Origin of the sequence: Kitasatospora sp. NPDC051914, assembly GCF_040680995.1 — a bacterium.
In the GTDB taxonomy this organism is placed as follows: domain Bacteria; phylum Actinomycetota; class Actinomycetes; order Streptomycetales; family Streptomycetaceae; genus Kitasatospora.
This window is the reverse complement of record NZ_JBFAXX010000015.1, coordinates 1-19,837: the sequence shown is the minus strand read 5'-3', so window position 1 is coordinate 19,837 and position 19,837 is coordinate 1. Positions and strand designations below refer to the sequence as shown.

General features: G+C 74.4%; 19 protein-coding genes and 2 pseudogenes. 6 read left to right on the top strand and 15 right to left on the bottom strand.

Going from position 1 to position 19,837, the window contains the following annotated elements:
* Nucleotides 1–221: 221 nt before the first annotated feature.
* Nucleotides 222–1,043: a sigma-70 family RNA polymerase sigma factor gene (locus AB0M03_RS12280; protein ID WP_363491295.1), complete on the top strand. Its 822-nt coding sequence runs from the start codon at nt 222–224 to the stop codon at nt 1,041–1,043.
* Between the two features lie 297 nt (nt 1,044–1,340).
* Here the strand turns inward: AB0M03_RS12280 and AB0M03_RS12275 are convergent, their stop codons facing one another.
* Both AB0M03_RS12275 and AB0M03_RS12270 read right to left on the bottom strand, forming a co-directional pair.
* A complete protein-coding gene (locus AB0M03_RS12275) occupies nt 1,341–2,711 on the bottom strand; it encodes an MFS transporter (RefSeq protein ID WP_363491293.1) in 1,371 nt (456 codons plus the stop codon).
* A gap of 106 nt (nt 2,712–2,817) precedes the next feature.
* Nucleotides 2,818–3,174: a metalloregulator ArsR/SmtB family transcription factor gene (locus AB0M03_RS12270; protein ID WP_363491291.1), complete on the bottom strand. Its 357-nt coding sequence runs from the start codon at nt 3,172–3,174 to the stop codon at nt 2,818–2,820.
* A 330-nt stretch (nt 3,175–3,504) separates the two neighbouring features.
* Between AB0M03_RS12270 and AB0M03_RS12265 the strand changes: the two genes are divergently transcribed.
* Nucleotides 3,505–4,107 carry a superoxide dismutase gene (locus tag AB0M03_RS12265; RefSeq protein ID WP_363491289.1) on the top strand — a complete coding sequence of 201 codons (603 nt, stop codon included), beginning with the start codon at nt 3,505–3,507 and terminating at the stop codon, nt 4,105–4,107.
* 85 nt (nt 4,108–4,192) lie between these two features.
* Here AB0M03_RS12265 and AB0M03_RS12260 read toward each other — a convergent pair whose 3' ends face one another.
* The 3 genes from AB0M03_RS12260 to aceA all read right to left on the bottom strand — a co-directional run bounded on the left by AB0M03_RS12260 (nt 4,193) and on the right by aceA (nt 8,087).
* Entirely contained in the window at nt 4,193–5,059 is an 867-nt protein-coding gene (locus tag AB0M03_RS12260; protein WP_363491287.1) for a 3-hydroxybutyryl-CoA dehydrogenase, read from the bottom strand.
* A gap of 25 nt (nt 5,060–5,084) precedes the next feature.
* Nucleotides 5,085–6,692: a malate synthase A gene (aceB, locus tag AB0M03_RS12255; protein ID WP_363491285.1), complete on the bottom strand. Its 1,608-nt coding sequence runs from the start codon at nt 6,690–6,692 to the stop codon at nt 5,085–5,087.
* Nucleotides 6,693–6,794: 102 nt separating this feature from the next.
* A complete protein-coding gene (gene aceA, locus AB0M03_RS12250) occupies nt 6,795–8,087 on the bottom strand; it encodes an isocitrate lyase (RefSeq protein ID WP_363491283.1) in 1,293 nt (430 codons plus the stop codon).
* Nucleotides 8,088–8,448: 361 nt separating this feature from the next.
* Here aceA and AB0M03_RS12245 point away from each other — a divergent pair, with 361 nt between their 5' ends.
* Both AB0M03_RS12245 and AB0M03_RS12240 read left to right on the top strand, forming a co-directional pair.
* Nucleotides 8,449–9,894, top strand: coding sequence for a short-chain fatty acyl-CoA regulator family protein (locus AB0M03_RS12245; RefSeq protein ID WP_363491281.1), 1,446 nt, complete (start codon nt 8,449–8,451; stop codon nt 9,892–9,894).
* A gap of 101 nt (nt 9,895–9,995) precedes the next feature.
* Nucleotides 9,996–10,670 (top strand): annotated as a pseudogene (locus tag AB0M03_RS12240) (MFS transporter); the annotation flags it as partial.
* A 42-nt stretch (nt 10,671–10,712) separates the two neighbouring features.
* Here AB0M03_RS12240 and AB0M03_RS12235 read toward each other — a convergent pair.
* Nucleotides 10,713–11,168: pseudogene (locus AB0M03_RS12235) on the bottom strand (ATP-binding cassette domain-containing protein); the annotation flags it as partial.
* A 151-nt stretch (nt 11,169–11,319) separates the two neighbouring features.
* The gene (locus AB0M03_RS12230) at nt 11,320–11,748 is read right to left on the bottom strand and encodes a MarR family transcriptional regulator (RefSeq protein WP_363491279.1); all 429 of its coding nucleotides are present in this window, start codon (nt 11,746–11,748) and stop codon (nt 11,320–11,322) included.
* 131 nt (nt 11,749–11,879) lie between these two features.
* On the opposite strand from AB0M03_RS12230, the gene AB0M03_RS12225 reads away from it, so the two are divergent.
* Nucleotides 11,880–12,764 (top strand): MBL fold metallo-hydrolase, encoded by an 885-nt coding sequence (locus AB0M03_RS12225; protein WP_363491277.1) that lies wholly within the window; start codon nt 11,880–11,882, stop codon nt 12,762–12,764.
* Between the two features lie 41 nt (nt 12,765–12,805).
* Here the strand turns inward: AB0M03_RS12225 and AB0M03_RS12220 are convergent, their stop codons facing one another.
* From AB0M03_RS12220 to AB0M03_RS12195, 6 genes are all read right to left on the bottom strand, one after another.
* Nucleotides 12,806–13,273, bottom strand: coding sequence for a copper chaperone PCu(A)C (locus AB0M03_RS12220; protein WP_363491275.1), 468 nt, complete (start codon nt 13,271–13,273; stop codon nt 12,806–12,808).
* Nucleotides 13,270–15,492, bottom strand: a complete 2,223-nt coding sequence (locus AB0M03_RS12215; protein ID WP_363491273.1) for a heavy metal translocating P-type ATPase — start codon at nt 15,490–15,492, stop codon at nt 13,270–13,272. Before AB0M03_RS12215 ends, AB0M03_RS12220 begins: the two co-directional genes overlap by 4 nt.
* Nucleotides 15,489–15,719: a hypothetical protein gene (locus AB0M03_RS12210; RefSeq protein ID WP_363491271.1), complete on the bottom strand. Its 231-nt coding sequence runs from the start codon at nt 15,717–15,719 to the stop codon at nt 15,489–15,491. The genes AB0M03_RS12215 and AB0M03_RS12210 overlap by 4 nt, the downstream gene beginning before the upstream one ends.
* A gap of 54 nt (nt 15,720–15,773) precedes the next feature.
* Entirely contained in the window at nt 15,774–15,989 is a 216-nt protein-coding gene (locus AB0M03_RS12205; protein WP_363491269.1) for a heavy-metal-associated domain-containing protein, read from the bottom strand.
* Between the two features lie 159 nt (nt 15,990–16,148).
* On the bottom strand, nt 16,149–16,811 hold the full coding sequence (locus tag AB0M03_RS12200) for a sigma-70 family RNA polymerase sigma factor (protein WP_363491267.1): 663 nt from the start codon (nt 16,809–16,811) through the stop codon (nt 16,149–16,151).
* Between the two features lie 128 nt (nt 16,812–16,939).
* Nucleotides 16,940–17,644, bottom strand: a complete 705-nt coding sequence (locus AB0M03_RS12195; RefSeq protein WP_363491265.1) for a hypothetical protein — start codon at nt 17,642–17,644, stop codon at nt 16,940–16,942.
* A 293-nt stretch (nt 17,645–17,937) separates the two neighbouring features.
* Here AB0M03_RS12195 and AB0M03_RS12190 point away from each other — a divergent pair, with 293 nt between their 5' ends.
* Nucleotides 17,938–18,657, top strand: a complete 720-nt coding sequence (locus AB0M03_RS12190; protein ID WP_363491263.1) for a DUF1775 domain-containing protein — start codon at nt 17,938–17,940, stop codon at nt 18,655–18,657.
* A gap of 30 nt (nt 18,658–18,687) precedes the next feature.
* On the opposite strand, the gene AB0M03_RS12185 is transcribed toward AB0M03_RS12190, so the two are convergent.
* Nucleotides 18,688–18,966, bottom strand: a complete 279-nt coding sequence (locus AB0M03_RS12185; RefSeq protein WP_363491261.1) for a hypothetical protein — start codon at nt 18,964–18,966, stop codon at nt 18,688–18,690.
* Between the two features lie 295 nt (nt 18,967–19,261).
* Nucleotides 19,262–19,837, bottom strand: a 576-nt coding sequence (locus AB0M03_RS12180; protein WP_363491259.1) for an ABC transporter permease, incomplete at its 5' end; no start/stop codon positions are given.

Genomic DNA, 19,837 nt, shown 5'->3' with positions numbered 1-19,837 from the left:
TTCCGGAATCGCCGGGCGCCCGGCCCCTCCGGAGACGGTTGCCCTGAAACCCATGGGACTGGTGTGCTGTGGCCCTTCCTGCCACACCGTCCCGACGGCCCAGCAGCAGACCGCCGTCGATGCCCTTTTCCAGGCAGTTCCCCGTCCCGGCCCGGCCGGCCGACATGCCGGCCGGGCCGCGAACTCCCCGCCGTGAGAAGGCCAGAGCTGAGGAGGAACACATGAACCTTCGTACCAGCACCCGCGAATCGGGTTTGAGCGCGCTGAGCGACGCCGAACTCGCGGAGGCGCTCGCCGCATCGACCCCGACCGGCACCTCCCGCATCCGGGAGGTGATGGCCGAGGTGTTCACCCGCCACCACGGTGCCGTGGTCGCCTACGCCCGCCGCTACTGCCGCGACCTGCAGACCGCCCAGGACCTCGCCGCCGAGGCCTACGTCAGCACCTACACGTCCGTCACCCGCGGCCGCGGCCCGCGGTACGCCTGGCGCCCGTACCTGCAGGCCTGCGTCCGCCGGACGGCCATGGAGTGGAGCGCCCAGACCACCGACCGGGTCGTGCTGCCGGAGGACTTCCACACCTGGGCCGAGCTCCTGGCCGACGAGGCGGAGACCGAGGGCGCCCTGCTCGCGGCCGAGGAGACGGCACTGGTCGCCAAGGCCTACCGCTCCCTCCCCGAGCGGTGGCAGGTGCTGCTGTGGTTCTTCGTGGTGGAGGGCGAGTCCGCCGCCACCGTCGCCCAGCGGATGAGCATGACGCCCAGCGGGGTGCGCTCCCTCGCGGCCCGTGCCCGCGCCGGGCTGCGCGAGGCGTACCTGCGCGCGCACGTGGACGAGGGCACCGGCCTGGAGTGCGGCTACTTCACCTCGCTGCTGACCGGCGCCGTCCGCCGCCCCGGCCGGCGCCGCGGACGGGAGCTCGCCCGGCACCTGGAGGAGTGCCCCGGCTGCGGCCGGGTGGCCGAGGAGTTCCGCCGGGCCAACCGCCGCATCGTCACCACGTCCCTGGTGCCCACCCGCCCCGCGGCGGTGCGGCCGTGCTGATCCCGGCCGGCCGGCCCGAGCGCCCGGTCCGTCACGGACGCCCCCGGGCTGCAGCCCGTCCGGCGAAGCCCGGAGCCGTTCCGGGGAGGCAACCCGCAGCCGGACGGCGGCCGCGCCCGCCCCCTCCCGCCGCTCACCCGGTGGGGACCGGGCCTCGCGGGAAGGGATGCGGCGCACCATGGGCCGACCCGGCCCGAGGCCCTCCGGTCCACCGCAGAACGGCACGGCCCTGCTCCGCCCGGAAACCCCCCGGGCGGAGCAGCAGGCTCTTTTCGGACAGTGCCGGACGGGCCGCGGTCAGCCGGCGGCGGCCCGGTCGCGGGTGGTGTGCGGCCAGGCGTGGTGGTGCCGGTCGATGACGTAGTGGTGGCCGTGGCTCCAGCCGCCGGCCCGGGACGGGTGGGCGCCGGCGAGGTGGGGGTGCCCGGGCGGCAGGTCGGTGTGCTCGTGCTGGAGCGCGTCGGGGTCGCGGCGGGGCCACAGCGCGGTGGCGCCCAGGGCGGCGGCGAGCGCGATGCCGCCCAGGACGAGGGCGGTGGCGGGCAGTCCGGCACCGGCGGCGAGCCAGCCGGCGAGCGGGTAGGTCAGCAGCCAGCAGGAGTGCGAGAGCGAGAACTGGGCGGCGAACGCGGCCGGCAGGTCCTCGTCGGCGGCCGAGCGGCGGATCACCCGCCCGCCGGGGGTGAGCACCGCCGAACCGGCGGCACCGATCAGCGCCCACGCCGCCAGCAGTGCGGCCCACGCCCACCCGTCCGGGGCGGCGGCGGTGACCGCGGCGACGACGGCGAGCACGGCGGGCAGCGCCAGGGCCGCGGGCAGCATCACCGCCCGGTCGCCCACCCGCGACAGAAGGCGCGGCAGCGCCAGGGCGGCGAGCATCGACCCTGCGCCGTAGGCGCCGAGCGCGAGCGAGACGTCCCCGGCGGCCCGGTGGAAGTGCCCGCGCACCACCACGACCGTGTTCACGAACACGATCGCCCCGGCGGCGGCGACCGCGAGGTCGAGCGCGAGCAGGGCCCGCAGCCTGGGCGTGGCCCGGAACAGCCGGGAGCCGAACGCCGCCCGGGTGCGGACACCTCCGGTGCCTTCGGCCGCGGGAGCCTTCGGCAGGACGGCGGAGACGATCAGGGCGGCCGAGGCGGCGAAGCCGAGCGCCGTCCCGGTGAACAGCCAGTCGTAGGAGACCGCGGTCAGCAGCAGCGCGGCCAGTGCCGGGCTGAACAGCGACTCCAGGTCGTAGGCGAGTCGGGAGAGCGACAGGGCGTCGGTGTAGTCCCGTTCGGCGGGCAGCACCCGGGGGACGGTCGCCTGGAAGGTCGGGGTGAACGCGGCCGAGGCCGCCTGGAGCAGGAACACCATCAGGTAGATCTGCCACACCCGGTCGACGAACGGCAGGGCCAGGGCCGTGCCGGCCCGGGTGAGGTCCGTCGCGACCATCAGCGCCCGGTGCGGGATGCGGCCGGCGAAGGCGCCCGCGAGCGGCGCGATGCCCACGTACGCCACCATCTTGATCGCCAGGGCGGTACCCAGCACTGCGCCCGCGTCAGCCCCGGCGAGGTCGTACGCCAGCAGGGCGAGCGCCACGGTCGCCAGTCCGGTGCCGACCAGGGCGACGACCTGCGCCGTGAACAGGTGGCGGTAGGTGCGGTTGCGCAGCACGGCAAGCATGGCCCGTCCCCGGTGCGTCGGTAGTCCGGCCGTCCCATCGTAATCAACATGTGCGTACTTGCGCACATGTTGGAACGGCCGACGCAGGGCGGGGTGCGGAGCAGGGTCAGTCGTGGGGCGGCAGCGAGCCGATCTGGTGGTCGGCGACGTTCAGGGCCTCGTCGACCAGGCGGCGCAGGTGGCCGTGGCGCAGGGAGTAGACGACGCGGCGGCCGTCCTTGCGGGTGCTGACGAGGCCGGCCAGGCGGAGCTTGGCCAAGTGCTGGCTGACGGACGGGCGGGCGGCGCCGGTCGCCTCGACCAGCGTGGTCACGTCCGCCTCCCCGCGGCCCAGCCGCTCCAGCAGGGCGAGGCGGGTGCGGTCGGCGAGCAGGACGAGAACGGCGGCCGCGACGTCCAGGCGCTCACTGCTGGAGCGCTCCTGCGACGGGTGTGCATGTGCGACCGGCGTGCGCGTGTCCATCCGGACATCGTAGCCGCGCCGCGATTGCTCATGTGCGCACGTGTGCGGCCCGTCAGTCTCGCCGTACGGCGCTGCGGTGCCCGTGCTTCCGAATCCGGGCGGCGACGGCCGGGGCGTCGGCATGGGCCTCCTTGACCGCGTCCTTGCTGAACAGCGGCAGCCCCGGCCCGCGCGCGCAACCGTGCCGGCGTCGGCGGCTCCCCGGCCGTTCCCGCCGGTCCGTCCCTTCATCCGAGCCATTGACGCATAGTCTTATCTCCTGCAAGTAATGTGCAATAGTGCTGCCTCGGCACGATCAACACCGCTCGTCGAAAGGGGCCGTGTCCCGCCATGGGCACCTACTCGCTTCCCGACCTCCCGTACGACTACTCCGCGCTCGAGCGCGCCATGTCCGCGGAGATCCTGGAGCTGCACCACTCCAAGCACCACGCCGCCTACGTCAAGGGCGCCAACGACACGATCGACCAGCTCGCCGAGGCACGTGACAAGGAGCAGTTCGGCGGCCTGGTCGGCCTGCAGAAGACGCTGGCCTTCCACCTGTCGGGCCACGTCCTGCACTCGTTGTTCTGGCAGAACCTCTCCCCGGAGGGCGGCGACCGTCCGGAGGGCGCCCTCGGCGATGCCATCACCGAGCACTTCGGCTCCTTCGAGGCCTTCCGCAAGCAGCTGACCACCGCCACCGTCGGCGTCCAGGGCAGCGGTTGGGGCATCCTCTCCTGGGAACCGCTCGGCAGGCGCCTGATCGTCGAGCAGGTCTACGACCACCACGGCAACGTCGGCCAGGGCACCACCCCGCTGCTCGCCTTCGACGCCTGGGAGCACGCGTACTACCTGCAGTACCGCAACGTCCGCCCCGACTACGTCGAGCGCCTGTGGGACGTCGTCAACTGGCAGGACGTCACCGAGCGCTTCACCGCCGCCACCCGGGGCTGACCCAGTGCCTGCGGCAGTCGAGCAGTGCTGTCGCAGCCGGGCCGCGGCGCCCCGCCCCGACCGGGTGCGGCCGCCGCGGCCCCGTTCACACCCCCGGGTAGGGGTGGAAACCGCGGCCGGTCTTGCGGCCGAGGAGGCCGGCCTCGACCATCCGGGAGAGCAGCGGCGGGGGTGCGTACAGCGGCTCCTTGTACTCCTCGTAGAGCGAGCGGGCGATGGCCTCGACGGTGTCCAGGCCGATCAGGTCGGCCAGTTGCAGCGGGCCCATGGGGTGGGCGCAGCCGTGGACCATGCCGGCGTCGATGTCCTCGGGGGCGGCGTGGCCGGCCTCGGCCATCCGGATCGCGGACAGCAGGTAGGGCACCAGCAGGGCGTTGACGACGAAGCCGGCCCGGTCGCGGGAGCGGACGACGCGCTTGCCGAGGGTGCCGGAGGCGAAGCGCTCCACCCGGTCGAGCACGTGCGGGTCGGTGTGCAGCGATGAGACCAGTTCCACCAGCGGCATGACCGGTGCGGGGTTGAAGAAGTGCAGGCCGAGCACGTGGGAGGCGCGACCGGTGGCGATGCCGAGCCGGGTGACCGGGATGGCGGAGGTGTTGGTGGCCAGCACGGCGTGCTCGTCGGCGAGCACCTTGTCCAGGGTGGCGAGCACGTCGGTCTTGACGCTCTCGTCCTCGACGACGGCCTCGACCACGAGCTGGCGGTCGGCCAGCGCCTCGAGGTCGTCGGCGAACAGCAGGTGCGCCCAGGCGTCGTCGCGGTCGGCGGGGTCGAGGCGGCCGCGGTCGACCGCGCGGTGCAGGGACCGGTCGATGCGGGCGCGGGCGGCGCGCAGGGCGTCCGGGCCGCGTTCGCAGACCACGGTGTCCAGGCCGGCTCGGGCGAACACCTCGGCGATGCCGGAGCCCATCTGCCCGGCGCCGACCACGGCGACCCGTCGGATCTCGTTCATGGCACTGTCTCCGTGCTGGGGCGGCTCACGCCGCGGTGCGGACTCGGACGAGGTGGCGGGCGTAGGCCTCGGTGGTGAGGAAGGCGGGCAGCTCGGCACCCAGCGCGGTCTCCTCCAGGACCCGCACCGCGTCGTCCACCAGCGCCGGGTCGGCGCCCTCGGCGAGCAGCGCGGCCCGCTCCCGGTCGATCAGCCGCCGCACCGCGCCGGGAGTGACGAGCGAGCCGCCGGTGAGCCGGGAGCAGTGGTACTGCCACTGCCAGAGCTGGCAGCGGGCGATCTCGGCGGTGGCGACGTCCTCCATCAGCCCGAACACGGCGACCGCGCCGGTGCCGCCCAGCCAGGCCGTGAGGTAGCGCAGCGCGACGGCGACGTTGGAGCGCAGGCCCTGGTCGGTCGGCAGGCCGACGCTCAGCCGGTGGACGGCGAGCAGGTCGGCCGCGGTGACCTCGACGTCCTCGCGGCTGCGGTCGAGCTGGTTCGGGCGGTCGCCGAGAACGGCGTCGAAGGCGGTGCGGCAGGTGGCGACCAGGCCCGGGTGGGCGACCCACGAGCCGTCGAAGCCGTCGCCGGCCTCCCGTTCCTTGTCCAGCCGGACTTTCGTGAGCGCCACCTCGTTGGCCTCGGGGTCGCGCTGCGGGATCGCGGCGGCCATGCCGCCGATGGCGTGCGCGCCGCGCCGGTGGCAGGTGCGCACCAGCAGATCGGTGTAGGCGCGCATGAACGGCTGCGTCATGGTGAGGAAGGCCCGGTCGGGCAGCACGAACCGGGGGCCGTGGTGGGCGAAGTTCTTGATCAGGCTGAACAGGTAGTCCCACCGGCCCGCGTTCAACCCGGCGGCGTGGTCGCGCAGTTCGTAGAGGATCTCGTCCATCTCGAAGGCCGCGGTGATGGTCTCGATCAGCACGGTGGCCCGGACGGTGCCGTACGGGATGCCCAACTCGGCCTGGGCGAAGGTGAAGACGTCGTTCCACAGGCGGGCCTCGAGGTGGTTCTCCAGCTTGGGGAGGTAGAAGTACGGGCCGCTGCCGCGCTCGATCTGCCGTCGGCCGCAGTGGTACAGGTAGAGGCCGAAGTCCACCAGCGCGCCGACGGCAGGGCGGCCGTCGAACAGCAGGTGCGCCTCGTCCAGGTGCCAGCCGCGGGGGCGGACGACGACGGTGGCGGGGTCGTCGCCGATCCGGTACCACCTGCCCTCCGTGGTGGTGTCGTCGATCCGGCGCTCGATCGCGTCCAGCAGGTTGAGCTGGCCGGAGACGATGTTGTGCCAGGTGGGGGCGGTGGCGTCCTCGAAGTCCGCGAGCCACACCCCGGCACCGGAGTTGAGCGCGTTGACGGTCATCCGGCGCTCGGGCGGGCCGGTGATCTCGACCCGGCGGTCGTACAGGCCCGGTCCGGCGCCGGCCACCCGCCAGTCGGGGTCCTCGCGGACGGCGCGGGTCTCCGGACGGAAGTCCAGGGTGCCGCCGTCGGCCAGGTCGGCGGCGCGGCGGGCGCGCTCGGCGAGCAGTGCGGTGCGGCGGTCGGCGAAGGCCCCGTGCAGGCGGGCGAGGAATCCCAGGGCGTCGGGGGTGAGGATCTCCTCGAAGCGGTCCTCGTGCCCGCCGAGGACCTCGATGCGGCTCTGACTCATGCGGCTCTCCAGGAAGGTGGGCCCGGGGCTTCGTCCCTCAACGAGGCCCCGGGCGGGGGCGGCGGCCGTGGAGCGCCCCGGCAGGGCGGCCGCCGGGTTCGGTCAGTGGAACTGCTCGGCCTCGGTGGAGCCGGTCAGGGCGAGCGTCTCGGCGTTCGGGTTGAGCGCCGTGGAGACCTGGTCGAACCAGCCGGTGCCGACCTCGCGCTGGTGCCTCACGGCCGTGTAGCCGTCCGGCACGGCCGCGAACTCGGCCTCCTGCAGGTCGACATAGGCGGTCATGCCGTGCTCGGCGTAGCCACGGGCCAGCCGGAACATCGAGTGGTTCAGCGCGTGGAAGCCGGCCAGGGTGATGAACTGGAAGCGGTAGCCCATCGCGCCCAGCTCCCGCTGGAACTTGGCGATCTCGTCGTCGTCCAGGGCCGCCTTCCAGTTGAAGGACGGCGAGCAGTTGTAGGCGAGCATCTTGTCCGGGTACTCGGCCTTGACCGCCTCGGCGAACTCCCGGGCCTGCGCGAGGTCCGGGGTGCCGGTCTCCACCCACAGCAGGTCCGCGTACGGGGCGAAGGCCAGGCCGCGGGAGATCACCGGCGCCATGCCCGGCTCGACCCGGAAGAAGCCCTCGGCGGTGCGCTCGCCGGTGCAGAACCGGGCGTCGCGCTCGTCCACGTCGGTGGTGAGCAGGTTGGCGGCCAGCGCATCGGTACGGGCCACGATCACCGTCGGCACGTCGGCGATGTCGGCGGCCAGGCGCGCCGCGTTGAGGGTGCGGACGTGCTGGGCGGTGGGCACCAGGACCTTGCCGCCGAGGTGGCCGCACTTCTTCTCCGAGGCGAGCTGGTCCTCGTAGTGGATGCCCGCCGCACCGGCCGCGATCATGCCCTTGGTGAGCTCGAAGGCGTTCAGCGGGCCGCCGAAGCCGGCCTCCGCATCGGCCACGATCGGCACCAGCCAGTCGGGGCCGTCGTTGCCCTCGGCCGCATCGATCCCGTCCGCCCGCAGCAGCGCGTTGTTGATCCTGCGCACCACCCGGGGAACGGAGTCGGCCGGGTACAGGCTCTGGTCCGGGTACGTCTGCCCGGCCTGGTTGGCGTCCGCCGCGACCTGCCAGCCCGACAGGTAGATCGCCTGCAGACCGGCCTTCACCATCTGCACGGCCTGACCGCCCGTCAGCGCGCCCAGGGCATGGACGTAGTCCCGCTCGTGCAGCTGCCGCCACAGCCGCTCGGCACCCCGGCGGGCCAGCGTGTGCTCCTCGCGCACCGTGCCGGACAGCCGCACCACGTCCGCGGCGGAGTAGCTGCGCTCGACGCCGGCCCAGCGGGGGTCGCCCGCCCACCGGGCGGCCAGCGCCGCCGCCTGCTGCTCCTGCTGCTGCCGAACCGACGTCGTCATGCTCTGCTCCCGAGGATGTTCGTTGCCTGTTGCGAAGGATGTGTTGCACCTCACCGCAGGGGTGGGCGGGCGGCCGAGCGGCGCCGGCGGCGGTGCGGGACCGCAAGACGGTGGTCGCCCGGACAGCCGGTCCAGGGGTGAACGACCTGGACTTTTCCCGTTGTCCTGTGCGCCTCCCGGCCGCACCACCGACTCTGGCAGCCCCGGGCAGCGGCCGTCACCGGTGGACCCGTGCCAACTTCTGCGAAGCCCTGACGGTGCATCTGCGAAGGTTGCGAACACCCCGCCCGCGGCTCCCGGGCTAGGCTGCCCTGCCGGGGCCGCGGGCCGGCCGCGTCCCGGGGGAGGGGAGCACAACAGCATGGGGAAGGCCTTCGCCGGAGCACGGCTGCGCCGCCTGAGGGAGGAACGCGGACTCAGCCAGGCCGCCACGGCCCGCCTGGTCGACCTCTCGCCCAGCTACCTCAACCAGCTGGAGCACGACGCCCGCCCGCTCACCGTCCCCGTCCTGCTGCGCCTCACCGAGGCCTTCGGCGTCGACGCGGGCTACTTCGCCCCGCCGGACACCGCCCGGCTCACCGCCGAACTGCGCGACGCACTCGGCGAGGAGATCGCGGCCGGCCGCGTCACCCCGGGTGACCTCGCCGAGGTCGCCACCCGACTGCCCTCCGTGGCAAGGCTGTTGACGGACCTCGGCCGCAGCCGCCGGGCCACCGCCGAGCAGCTCGCCGTCCTGGCCGGCGACCGCGGACCGGCGGTCGACGCCCTCACCCCGCACGAGCAGGTCCGCGAGTTCTTCTACCGCCGACAGAACTACCTCCACGAACTCGACACCGCAGCGGAGGAGTCGGCCTCCGGGATCGGGCTGAGGCGGGGAGGGGTGCGAGCCGCGCTCGCCGAGCGGCTCGCCGACCGGCACGGCGTCCACCTCGCCACCGGGGGAGAGCGCCTGCACCAGTACGACGAGCACGCCCGGGTGCTGCGCCTGTCCGACCGGCTGCGCCCCGGCCAGCAGGCCTTCCGGATGGCCACCCAGCTGGCCTACCTGGAGCACGACGCACTGCTCTCCGAACTCGCCGCCCAGGACAGCCCGGAGGGCTCCGCCGCCCGCTCGCTGACCCGGATCGGCCTCGCCAACTACTTCGCCGCCGCCCTGGTGCTGCCCTACACGGCATTCCATGCGGAGGCCGAGCGCACCCGCTACGACATCGAGCGCCTCGCCGACCACTTCGGCGTCGGCTACGAGACGGTCTGCCACCGCCTGAGCACCCTCCAGCGCCCGCGGCTGCGCGGCGTGCCGTTCTCCTTCGTCCGGGTGGACCGGGCGGGCAACGTCTCCAAGCGGCAGTCCGCCACCGGCTTCCACTTCTCCCGCACCGGCGGCACCTGCCCGCTGTGGAACGTCTACGAGGCCTTCGCCTCGCCGGGGCGCGTCCACGTCCAGGTCGCCGCCATGCCCGACGGGCAGCGGTACCTGTGGACGGCCCGTGCCGTCACCCGCTCTCCCGGCGGCTGGGGCCGTCCGGGCAAGACCTTCGCGATCGGGCTCGGCTGCGAACTCCGCCACGCCGGCCGGCTGGTGTACTCGGCCGGGCTCGACCTCGCCGACGGCGCGGCGGCCACCCCGATCGGCCTCGGCTGCAAGGTCTGCGAGCGCCCCGCCTGCCCCCAGCGCGCCGCCCCGCCGATCGGCCGCCCGCTCGTGGTCGACGAGCACAGCAGCACCTTCGTGCCGTACCCGGTCCTGCGCGACGACGCCCCGGACGCAGTGGGAACTCGGCGGACCGCCGGTCCGACTGTCTGGTGAACGGTCGGCGGACGCGGCATCCGGAGGGCAGTCGTGCAGATGGCGGACGAGGTCGGGGCACCCCGCGGGGCACGGCGGTGGCGGCGCTGCTGACCTGCGCCATGGCGTTCTCGATGATGCAGCTGTTCCTCCTGGGTGCACTCGGGCCGCGGCTGGTGGGGGAGTTGGGCCTCTCGCGGACGGAACTGGGCCTGACCACCACCGCGGGGTTCGGCGCCGCGGCGCTGCTCTCGCCGGTGGCCGGACGGATGGTCGACCGGGTCGGGCCGCGCCGCTGCACGGTGGCACTGCTGGCGCTCGCCGCCGCCGCGCTGGCCCTGATCGGGGCCGCGCCGGGGCCCGCCGTGCTGCTGGCGGCGGTGGCGCTCGGCGGGTTGCCGCTGGCCCTGGCCAACCCGGCGACCAACAAACTGGTCCTGGCGGTGTTCCCGCCGCAGCGGCGCGGCGCGGTGACCGGCTGGAAGCAGTCGGGCGTCCAGCTCGGCGCCTTCGCCGCCGGGCTTCCGCTGGCGCTGCTGGCGGCGAGCGTCGGATGGCGCGGCGCGGTGCGGGCGGCGGCCGCCGCCTCGGCGTGCGCTGCCGTGCGGGCGGCCCGGGTGCTGCCCGCGGACGGGCCCCCGGCCGGGGCGGGCGCACCTGAGGCAGCCGTACCGCGCACGGTGGGCCGGCTGGCACTGTTCTCGTTCTTCCTCGGCTGCGGGGTGGCCTCGGTCAACACCTACCTGGCGCTGTTCGGCACCCAGCGGCTCGGCCTGTCGGCGACGCTCGCCGCGGTGCCGGTGGCCGTGCTGGGCCTGGCGGGCATCGCCGGCCGGGTGGGCGGTGGGTTCGTCGGCGAGCAGCACCCCCGCGCCGGCCGCCACGCAGCCGACCGCCCGGGCCAGGTGCATCCGCTGCAGCTGGCCGCCCGACAGCGCCGTGAGCGGGCGGTCCGCCAGAGCGCCGACACCCAGCTTCTCCGCGGCCCCGGCCGCCTCCGCGGGTGCCCCGCTGCCGGCCAGCAACTCCCTGGCCAGCAAGGGGAATCGTCCTGCGGCCGGCCGCTGGGGGATCCACGCACAGGCCCGCCTGCGCCAGGCCCACTCGGCTGCCGTCCGGGTGCCGCGCCCGCCGACCGGCAGCTCCCCGGCGACCTGCCGGTGCAGCCCGAGCAGGGCACGCAGCAGCGTCGTCTTGCCGGACCCGTTGGTGCCGGTCAGCGCGATCCGCTCACCCGGCGCCACATCGAGGTCGACGCCGGACACCGCCTCCAGCCGCCCGTGTCGGCAGACCACGCCGCGAAGCCGTACGGCCAGCCCGGCCGGTTCCGCGGCCCGTCGGGGCGCGACGACGGCGCCGTGATCCGCTCTGTGTTCCACGACCAGGTGGCCGGCCCGCCGGCCTGCCGAGTTCCCGACCGCCTCCGGCCGTTGCGCCGGTGCCGTTCTACCGGCGGGTGACGGCCTGCTCCAGCAGGCCGTGCAGCACGCGCTGGTCCTCCGGGGTGAGACCGGACAGCGGGGAGTCCACCGCGAGGAGTTCGAGGAGGCGCTCGCGCAGTGCGGTGCCCTCGGCGGTGAGGACGAGGTGCTTGGCCCGGCGGTCGGTGGGGTGCGGGTGGCGCTCGACCAGGCGCTGCTTCTCGAGCTTGTCGACGACGAAGGTGGTGTTGGAGGGCTCGCAGCTCATGCGTTCGGCGAGTTCCCGCATGGTCATCGGCCCGCTCATCTCCCGCAGCGCGGTCGCCTGGGACGCGGTGAGGCCGAGGGTGGCGGCGCGCTCCCGTACGTGCTCGGCGATCCGCTGCGCCAGCCCGTTCACCAGACCGCACAGCTGTCGCTCGGCAATGACCTGCGACTCCGGGGACGTCGTCATGCCGCCACCCTAGCAAATCCGTCAAGACCAAATATTTGCAGCTTGAATGATTCGAACTTGATGCTTATGGTGATCCTCGTCGCCGCGGGGAGCCGCGGCGCGCTCTGACGGCAACTCACAGGGGAGGACCCATGCCCGACTTGACGGCGACCCAGGACGACCGACTGAGCCGGCCGGCCGGCATCCGCTCGATCCGGCTGGGCGACACGAAGGTGTCGTACGTGCCGGACGGCGACGTGCGGCTGCGGCCGCTGCAACTGCTCCCGGACACCACCGGCGAGGTGTGGGCCGCGCACCCGGAGTACCTGGACGCCACGGGTCACCTCGTGGGGAGCGTCGGCGGCCTGCTGGTGGAGCACGGCGACCGCGCGCTGCTGATCGACACGGGCTTCGGCCCGCAGACGTACGAGACCCCCGACGGCCCGATCGGTGTGATCCACGGAGGTGCGCTCCCGCAGGGCCTGGCCGAACTCGGCCGCCGCCCCGAGGACATCGAGGCGGTCGCCTTCACCCACCTCCACTCCGACCACATCGGCTGGGCCTGCGCCCCCGCCCCCGGCAGCGGCCGGCCCCTGTTCGCCCACGCCGAGCACCTGATCCCCGAGCCGGAGTGGGACGCGCGCGACCTCCTCGAGGCCCAGGGCACGAGCGAGCAGGTCGCCGCCCTCGCGCCGCGCGTCCGGACGATCACGGACGGGCAGGAGGTCTTCCCCGGCGTGCACGTGCGGATCACCCCCGGCCACACCGTCGGGCACGCCGAGTACGTCATCACCGGGGGCGGGCGGCGCCTGATCGCCTTCGGCGACGCGGTGCACTCGCCGATCCAGATCGACCACCCCGACTGGTCCTCGGCCTTCGACCACGACCCGGCCAGGACCGCCGACCACCGCCGCCGCCTCGCCGCCGAGCTGGCGGAGCCCGGCACCCTCGGTTTCGGCGTCCACTTCGCCGACGTGGTGTTCGGCCACGTCCGGCAGGACGGCGACGGGCCGGCCTGGCGGCCCCTGGACGCCTGACCCGCCGGGGCCGGGTGCGGCCCGCGTCCCGCCGATCCGGATCAGGCCCCGGCGCCGCCCGGCGCGACGGCGAGGGCCCGGACCCTGAGATCCGGACCGTGCCGAAAGTGCAGGGTGAACTCCACCCACTCCCCGGCACGCAGGGCCGGCGGGCGGGCGATCAGCAGATCGGCGCCCTCGGGGGACATCCGCACCTCGGCCCGGGCGGGCACCGCCAGCGACGCCACCGGCTCCCAACTGCCGGTCGCGCCGCGGTGCACGTGCCGCTTCAGCACCGCCCGTCCCGTCCGCCCCCAACTCGCCCCGGTGAGCTCGTCGGGCACGTCGCCGGGATTGCGCAGCACGAAGAAGGCGGCCGTCGCCGCGCCGTTCACGGGCACCAGGATGCGGCCCTCGGCCGCCACGACCGGCGCGGCCCGCCCGGCCCCGCCGAAGGACGTCCAGCCGCACAGCAGCACCAGCGCCGTCACCGCGGCGGCCGTCGGCGGGATCGCCGCGGCCCGGCTCACCGCAGCCCCCGCAAGGGCCGCCAGGTGCGCAGGCGCAGGCTGTTGGCGACCACCAGCAGTGAACTCGCCGACATGGCGGCCGCGGCGAGCATCGGATTGAGCAGGCCCAGCGCCGCCAGCGGCAGCAGCACCGCGTTGTAGCCGAACGCCCAGACCAGGTTGGTGCGGATCGCGGCCATCGTCCGCCGGGCCAGGCGCACCGCGACGACCAGGGACTCGATGTCACCGCGCACCAGCGTCAGACCGGCCGCGCCGATCGCCGCGTCCGTGCCGCCCGCGAGCGCGACGCCCAGATCGGCGGAGGCGAGGGCCACCGCGTCGTTGACGCCGTCCCCGACCATCGCCACGCACCACCCGGCGGCCTGCAGCTCCGCAATCACCTCCGCCTTGCGTTCCGGCGAAGCCGCGGCATGCACCGCGGTGATGCCCAGCTCCGCCGCCACCGCCCGGGCCGCACCCGGCCGGTCACCGGTGAGCAGTACCGGCTCCAGCCCCATGTCGCGCAGCCGCCGCACCGTCCGCCAGCTGCCCGGCCGCACCGTGTCGCCCACCGCCAGGACGGCCGCCGCCCGGTCGTCGAGCTCCACCACCACGGCCGTCCGCCCGTCCGACTCGGCGCGGGCGAGCGCCTTGCGCAGGCGGCCGGAGAGACCCGATGCCCGATCGGGCCGGACGACCCGCACCCGCCGGCCCTCGACCGTCCCCCGGACACCGAGACCCGCCGTCGCCGCGAACCCGTCGACCGGGGGCAGCCCGGCCCCGCCGCGCCGCCGGGCCGCCGCGGCGACCGCCTGCCCGATCGGATGCTCAGACCGGTGCTCCACCGCCCCGGCCAGCCTCAGGACGTCCGCCTCGTCGACGTCCGATGCCGTGGTGATCCCGACCAGTTCCATCCGGCCGGTGGTCAGGGTGCCGGTCTTGTCGAGCACCACCGTGTCGATCCGGCGCAGACCCTCCAGCACCTCGGGCCCGCGGATCAGCACCCCCAGCTCGGCGCCCCGGCCGGTCGCGGCCAGCAGCGCCGTCGGCGTCGCCAGACCGAGTGCGCACGGGCACGCCACCACCAGCACCGCCACCGCGGCGGTGACCGCGGCCTGTGGATCGCCGCCCGCCCCCAGCCAGAAGCCCAGCACACAGGCCGCCACCGCCAGAACGCACGGCACGAACCCACCGGCGACCGCGTCGGCGACCCGCTGCGCCCGGGCCTTGCCGGCCTGGGCCTCGGTCACCAGCGCGGTGATCCTGGCGAGTTGGGTGTCGCCGCCGACCGCGGTCGCACGCACCACCAGCGTCCCGCCGACGTTGACCGTGGCACCGGTGACCCGGTCGCCCGGGCCGACCTCCACCGGCACGCTCTCGCCGGTGAGCAGGCTCGCATCCAGCGCAGAACCGCCCTCGACGACCACGCCGTCCGTGGCGACCTTCTCGCCCGGCCGCACCACGAACTCCTGGCCGGGCAGCAACTGCCGCACCGGGATGCGGCGTTCGACGCCGGCCTCGCGTACGCAGACGTCCTTGGCGCCGAGTTCGGCGAGCGCCCGCAGCGCCGAACCGCCGCGGCGGCGGGCCCTGCCCTCCAGGAAGCGGCCGCACAGCACGAACAGCGGCACCCCGACCGCCGCCTCCAGATACACGTGGGCCGTCCCGTCGGCGGCCGCGGTGAGCGAGAACGGCATCCGCATGTCCGTCGCGCCGGCGCCGCCGAGGAACAGCGCGTACGCCGACCAGCCGAACGACGCCAGGACCCCCAGGCTCACCAGTGTGTCCATGGTGGCCGCCGCATGCCGCAGGTTCTGCCAGGCCCGCCGGTGGAACCCGTACGCACCCCAGGTGACCACCGGGACGGCCAGCAGGAAGCACACCCACTGCCAGGCCCGGAACTGCAGCCCGGACGCCATCGACACCACCAGCACCGGCACGGCCAGGGCGGCCGTGACGGCGAGTCGGAGCCGGTCGCCGCCCTCCTCGGCAGGCCCGGCGGCGACCGGCTCCTCGGGGACGGGCTCGGCGGTGTAGCCGGCGCGTTCCACGGCGGCCACCAGCTCCGCCGGTGCGACGGCGGCCGGATGCACCACCCGCGCGCGACCGGTCGCCAGGTTCACCGTGGCCGTCACGCCGTCGATCCGGGCCAGCCGCTTCTCGACCCGGCCGACGCACGCGGCGCAGGTCATCCCGCCCACGGCCAGGTCCGTGACCGCGTGGTCCGTCGCCGTGCTCACCGGGCCGCTCCCATCACGTGGCCGGGCATGCCGTCACTCGGAGAGCCCGGGGACGGACCGTCCGAATGCCCGCCGGCGGGCACGCCGCCCGTGGCGGGCCTCAGCCCCGGCGCGACCGGGCCGACGGCCTTCCCGAGGGCGAAGGACCCGCCGAACACGACGGTGAGCAGCAGGGCGAAGCCCGCCAGGACGAGATACGGCCGGGTGCCCGGCTCCGTTGCTTCCACACCTCAGCAGTCGGAGCCGGGCCGCAGCGAGTTCCCGGACCCTTCGGATCCGGCTCAGACCCGGCCGACGAGCGTGAAGCCGGCCTCGTCGACGGCCCTGCGGACCAGCTCCTCGTCGAGCGCGTGCTCCGCGGAGACGGCGACCCGGCCGGCCTTGGCATCGGCGGTCACACCGGTGACCCCGGGAACTCCCGACAGCTCGGCGCTCACCGTCTTCTCGCAGTGGCCGCAGCTCATGCCCTCGACAGCGAAGCCGATGGTGACGGACATACGGATTCCTCCTCGTGGATGGATCGACAGGACAGGGTCGGCGGCAGGCAGCCCGCAGGGGGCACGTCCGCCCGGCTGCCGACCAGGACAGCGCAGACCACCCGCAACGCCACAGGGACACGCCGTCCCGTGCCGCTTTCGAGTGGACCGGGGAACCGATCAGGCCGCGCAGCCGACCGGGGCCGGGACGGGCCGACGGGGCACACGGCCGACGGGCCCCGCCGCCCCCTGGTGCTCGGCGGCCGCCAGCAGGGCGACCAGGGCGGTGCGGGCCCGCGACACCCGCGAGCGGACGGTGCCGATCGGACACCCCGTCATCTCGGCGGCCTCCTCGTACGGCAGGCCGACCACGGTGGTCAGCACGAAGGCGTCCCTGCGCTCCGCCGGCAGCGCAGCCAGCAGGTCGGCCAGCGCCACACCCTCCTCGAAGCCGGGCACCGCGCACTCCTGCGCGCTCTCGGCGGCCGCCTGCCAGTCGTCGGTGTCCAGCAGCCGGGGGCGGGCGGCCGCGAAGCGGAACCGGTCGGCCACCGTGCGGCGCGCGATCGACAGCAGCCAGGTGCGCGCCGACGAGCGGCCCTCGAACCGCGGCAGGCTGCGCAGCGCCCGCACATAGGTGTCCTGCGTCAGGTCGTCCGCGGCCTGCGGCTCACCGCTCAGGTAGGCCACGTACCGGCACACGTCCTGCCGGGTGGCGCGGACGAACCGTTCCACCGCGGCAGGATCGCCGTCGCGGGCGGCGAGCGCCCACGCGGTGACGGTCGCGTCGTCGCGGAGCGTCCGACATCGGGCGGAACGCGGGCGTGTCGGGGCAGCAGTCATCGCCAGAGGTCCTTCTCGGGAAGTAGGGGGCGGCCACCGGGCCGCGAGACTTCGTCCGGGCGCGCGGCGGTGCCACCGCACCCGCTGGGCACGGTGTCGGCGGACGCGACCCGGGGAGATCCGCCGGTTCAGCCGGCGGCGGATCCCACGGGCGGACCCCGAGAAGTGATGGCGTGGACGAGCAGCAACTGCCGCGGGCGCCGCGGCGAGCCGAAGCGCCGGGGGCGCAGGGCGGGCCGGTACGGCGGGCAGGCCACCCGCAGCAGGAGCAGCAGCGGCGCGAGCAGACGGAGTGCGGCCGTGCGGAGCAGCCGGAACGCGGAGCGCTCGCCGGCCGCGAGCCACAGGCCCGTCAGCAGCGCCGCGAGCAGGTGCGCCACCAGCATGCCGACCGTGCCCCCGCCCTGGTGCGGGGGCACGGCCGCGGCCGTGACCGCCTGGTGTGCGTGGGCGTGCAGATGGGAACCCATGCCCGCCATGCCGATGTGCATGCCGGCCATGTCCACCATGCCGACCGGTTCGACGGTCAGGCCGCCGCCGGACGGCGCCGCACCGGGGCCCGTGGACCCGACGGAGCGGACCGCCCCGCCGGAGTCGGCCTGACCCAGCGAGAACAGGAGGTGCAGCGCCGTCTGGACGCCCACCGTCAGCCCGGTCACCAAGGCCGGCCCGCGTTCGCGGTCCGCGAGCCACCAGACGCCGCCCGCCGTCCCGGCGAACGCCGCGCCCAGCGCCCACCACGGCACCGACGCGCCGGACATCAGCACATGGCCGAGGGTCGCGAGCAGCACGCAGACGGCTGCGAACAGCGTCGCCCGTCCCGTGCGCATCATGCCCCCCGTCGTCCCGGCCGGCCCATCGTTGCACTCGACCCCACGTGCCGGAATCACTGACGGACCGTCATTGGCACGTCCGATCAATGTCCGCCGGGAGCGTCTGTGCAGGCACGGAACGCGGGCCGACTCAGGTAGTCGTTGCCGCGACCCCGCCGGTTCCCGTGACATTTCCTCAGATCGGAGGTGTGCCGACCGGCCCGGTGGATCGTGCATGATGGACGCGGCCGGCCGGGCGCCGGCCGCCGCGGCCCGCCCGGGCCGGAGGCCGTCCGACAGTAGAGCACGCGCCCATGAACGCCTCTCGCATCCTCGGCCGTGCCGCTGCGATCACGGCTGTCGTGGCCGGATCACTCATCCTCGCGGCGCCCGCCTTCGCCCACGTCGAGGTCCAGGCACAGCCGGCCCAGGCGCTGGCCACCGACGCCGTGGTCGCCTTCACCGGCGAGGCGGAGTCGCAGTCCGCGGGCATCGCCAAGGTTCAGGTCGTCCTGCCCGAGGGAATCACCCCTTCGGACGTCACCCTGGCGCAGGCGCCGCAGGGATGGACCTTCACCGCCACCGCCGACGGATACACCGTCGGCGGCCCGGCGCTCGCCCCGGGCCAGGACGCCGTCCACAAGATCACCGTCCGGCAGCTCCCGAACAGCAAGGAACTGGTCTTCAAGACCCTGGAGACCTACAGCGACGGCCGGATCGACCGCTGGATCGAACTGCCGCAGAACGGCGCGACCCCCGAACACCCCGCACCCGTCCTCCAACTCGCCCCCGCTGCGCCCGGAGCGACTCCGATCCCCGCCTCACCGACCGCCGCCGGCTCCGCGCCCGCCACCCCGACCGCCTCGGTGACCGCGACCACCCCGGAGGCCACCCCCTCGTCCTCCGCCCCGGCGTCCACCACCGACAGCGGCAACTCCACCGGCGCCGCCATCGCCGTCGCCGCAGCGGTCGTGGCCATCGCCGCCGCCGGCGCCTGGTGGTGGCGCCGGAGCCACCGCAGCACCACGGGCTGACCGTGCCCCGGCAACGGTGAGCGGATCCCTCTACATCGGCAGGTTGTGATCGAGCAGGAAGTGACGACAGGTGTGCTTCTTGCACAGTCCCATGGGGCCCTGGCGGTACTGGTCGCAAGGAGTCGGCGAATCCAGGCAGTTCAAGCAGTAGGTGCCGTCGGGGTCGAGATGCACGCCCCGAGCCGACAGCTTGTTCCGTGCCTCCGCGTGGGCCTGTTGGATCTGTGCCGTGATCAGTTCCTCCAGCTCGGCCTTGACTTCGTCGATCGCTTTCCTCTGATCGTCCGTGTAATCGTTCCGGAGCTCCATGCTTCACTCCAAAAATGCCATGCCGCATATCGGGTCATCTCGACGCGAAGGATCGGCGTGCCGTGTTCGAAGGCGCCGAGGCCGAGGAATGAGGCGAATCGTGACGCCCGCACGCGACCGAGGGTTCACCGAAGGGGGTCGGGCCGCTGTGTTCGAGGGGTTTGTCACCCAACTGTCATGATCTCGCGGCCCTGAAGCCGACGCCACTCGGAGAACGCCGACGAGCGGCGTACGCCGACACGGTGTCGGGGTGCGCCGCCCTCGGGCGGGGCCGGCCGCGGGGTGCGGCCCGGGGTCACTTCGGGTCGCGGTTGAACACCGCCTTCGACCAGCGGTATCCGAGGACGGTGAGGCCCAGGCACCAGGCGACGGCGAGCCATCCGTTGTGGCCGATTCCGGTGCCGAGGAGCAGGCCGCGCAGGGTCTCGATGGCGGGTGTGAAGGGCTGGTACTCGGCGACCGGCTGGAACCAGCCCGGCATCGCGTCGACCGGGACGAAGGCGCTGGAGAGGAGCGGCAGCAGGATCAGCGGCATCGCGTTGTTGCTCGCGGCCTCGGCGTTCGGGCTGACCAGGCCCATGCCGGCCGCGATCCAGGTGAGCGCGGTGGCGAAGAGCACGAGCAGCCCGAACGCCGCCAGCCACTCCAGGGCGGTGGCGTCCTCGGAGCGGAAGCCGATGGCCACGGCGACGGCGCCGACCAGGACCACGCTGGCGACCGCCTGCAGCACGCTGCCGACGACGTGCCCGACGAGCACGGAGCCGCGGTGGATGGCCATGGTGCGGAAGCGGGCGATGATGCCCTCGGTCATGTCGTTGGCGACGGAGACCGCGGTGCCGATCGTGGTGCTGCCGATGGTCATCAGCAGCAG

Coding starts and splice junctions, on each gene's coding strand:
- AB0M03_RS12280 (WP_363491295.1), top strand. CDS start 222: ATGAACCTTCGTACCAGCACCCGCGAATCGGGTTTGAGCGCGCTGAGC.
- AB0M03_RS12275 (WP_363491293.1), bottom strand. CDS start 2,711: ATGCTTGCCGTGCTGCGCAACCGCACCTACCGCCACCTGTTCACGGCG.
- AB0M03_RS12270 (WP_363491291.1), bottom strand. CDS start 3,174: ATGGACACGCGCACGCCGGTCGCACATGCACACCCGTCGCAGGAGCGC.
- AB0M03_RS12265 (WP_363491289.1), top strand. CDS start 3,505: ATGGGCACCTACTCGCTTCCCGACCTCCCGTACGACTACTCCGCGCTC.
- AB0M03_RS12260 (WP_363491287.1), bottom strand. CDS start 5,059: ATGAACGAGATCCGACGGGTCGCCGTGGTCGGCGCCGGGCAGATGGGC.
- aceB (WP_363491285.1), bottom strand. CDS start 6,692: ATGAGTCAGAGCCGCATCGAGGTCCTCGGCGGGCACGAGGACCGCTTC.
- aceA (WP_363491283.1), bottom strand. CDS start 8,087: ATGACGACGTCGGTTCGGCAGCAGCAGGAGCAGCAGGCGGCGGCGCTG.
- AB0M03_RS12245 (WP_363491281.1), top strand. CDS start 8,449: ATGGGGAAGGCCTTCGCCGGAGCACGGCTGCGCCGCCTGAGGGAGGAA.
- AB0M03_RS12230 (WP_363491279.1), bottom strand. CDS start 11,748: ATGACGACGTCCCCGGAGTCGCAGGTCATTGCCGAGCGACAGCTGTGC.
- AB0M03_RS12225 (WP_363491277.1), top strand. CDS start 11,880: ATGCCCGACTTGACGGCGACCCAGGACGACCGACTGAGCCGGCCGGCC.
- AB0M03_RS12205 (WP_363491269.1), bottom strand. CDS start 15,989: ATGTCCGTCACCATCGGCTTCGCTGTCGAGGGCATGAGCTGCGGCCAC.
- AB0M03_RS12200 (WP_363491267.1), bottom strand. CDS start 16,811: ATGACTGCTGCCCCGACACGCCCGCGTTCCGCCCGATGTCGGACGCTC.
- AB0M03_RS12195 (WP_363491265.1), bottom strand. CDS start 17,644: ATGATGCGCACGGGACGGGCGACGCTGTTCGCAGCCGTCTGCGTGCTG.
- AB0M03_RS12190 (WP_363491263.1), top strand. CDS start 17,938: ATGAACGCCTCTCGCATCCTCGGCCGTGCCGCTGCGATCACGGCTGTC.
- AB0M03_RS12185 (WP_363491261.1), bottom strand. CDS start 18,966: ATGGAGCTCCGGAACGATTACACGGACGATCAGAGGAAAGCGATCGAC.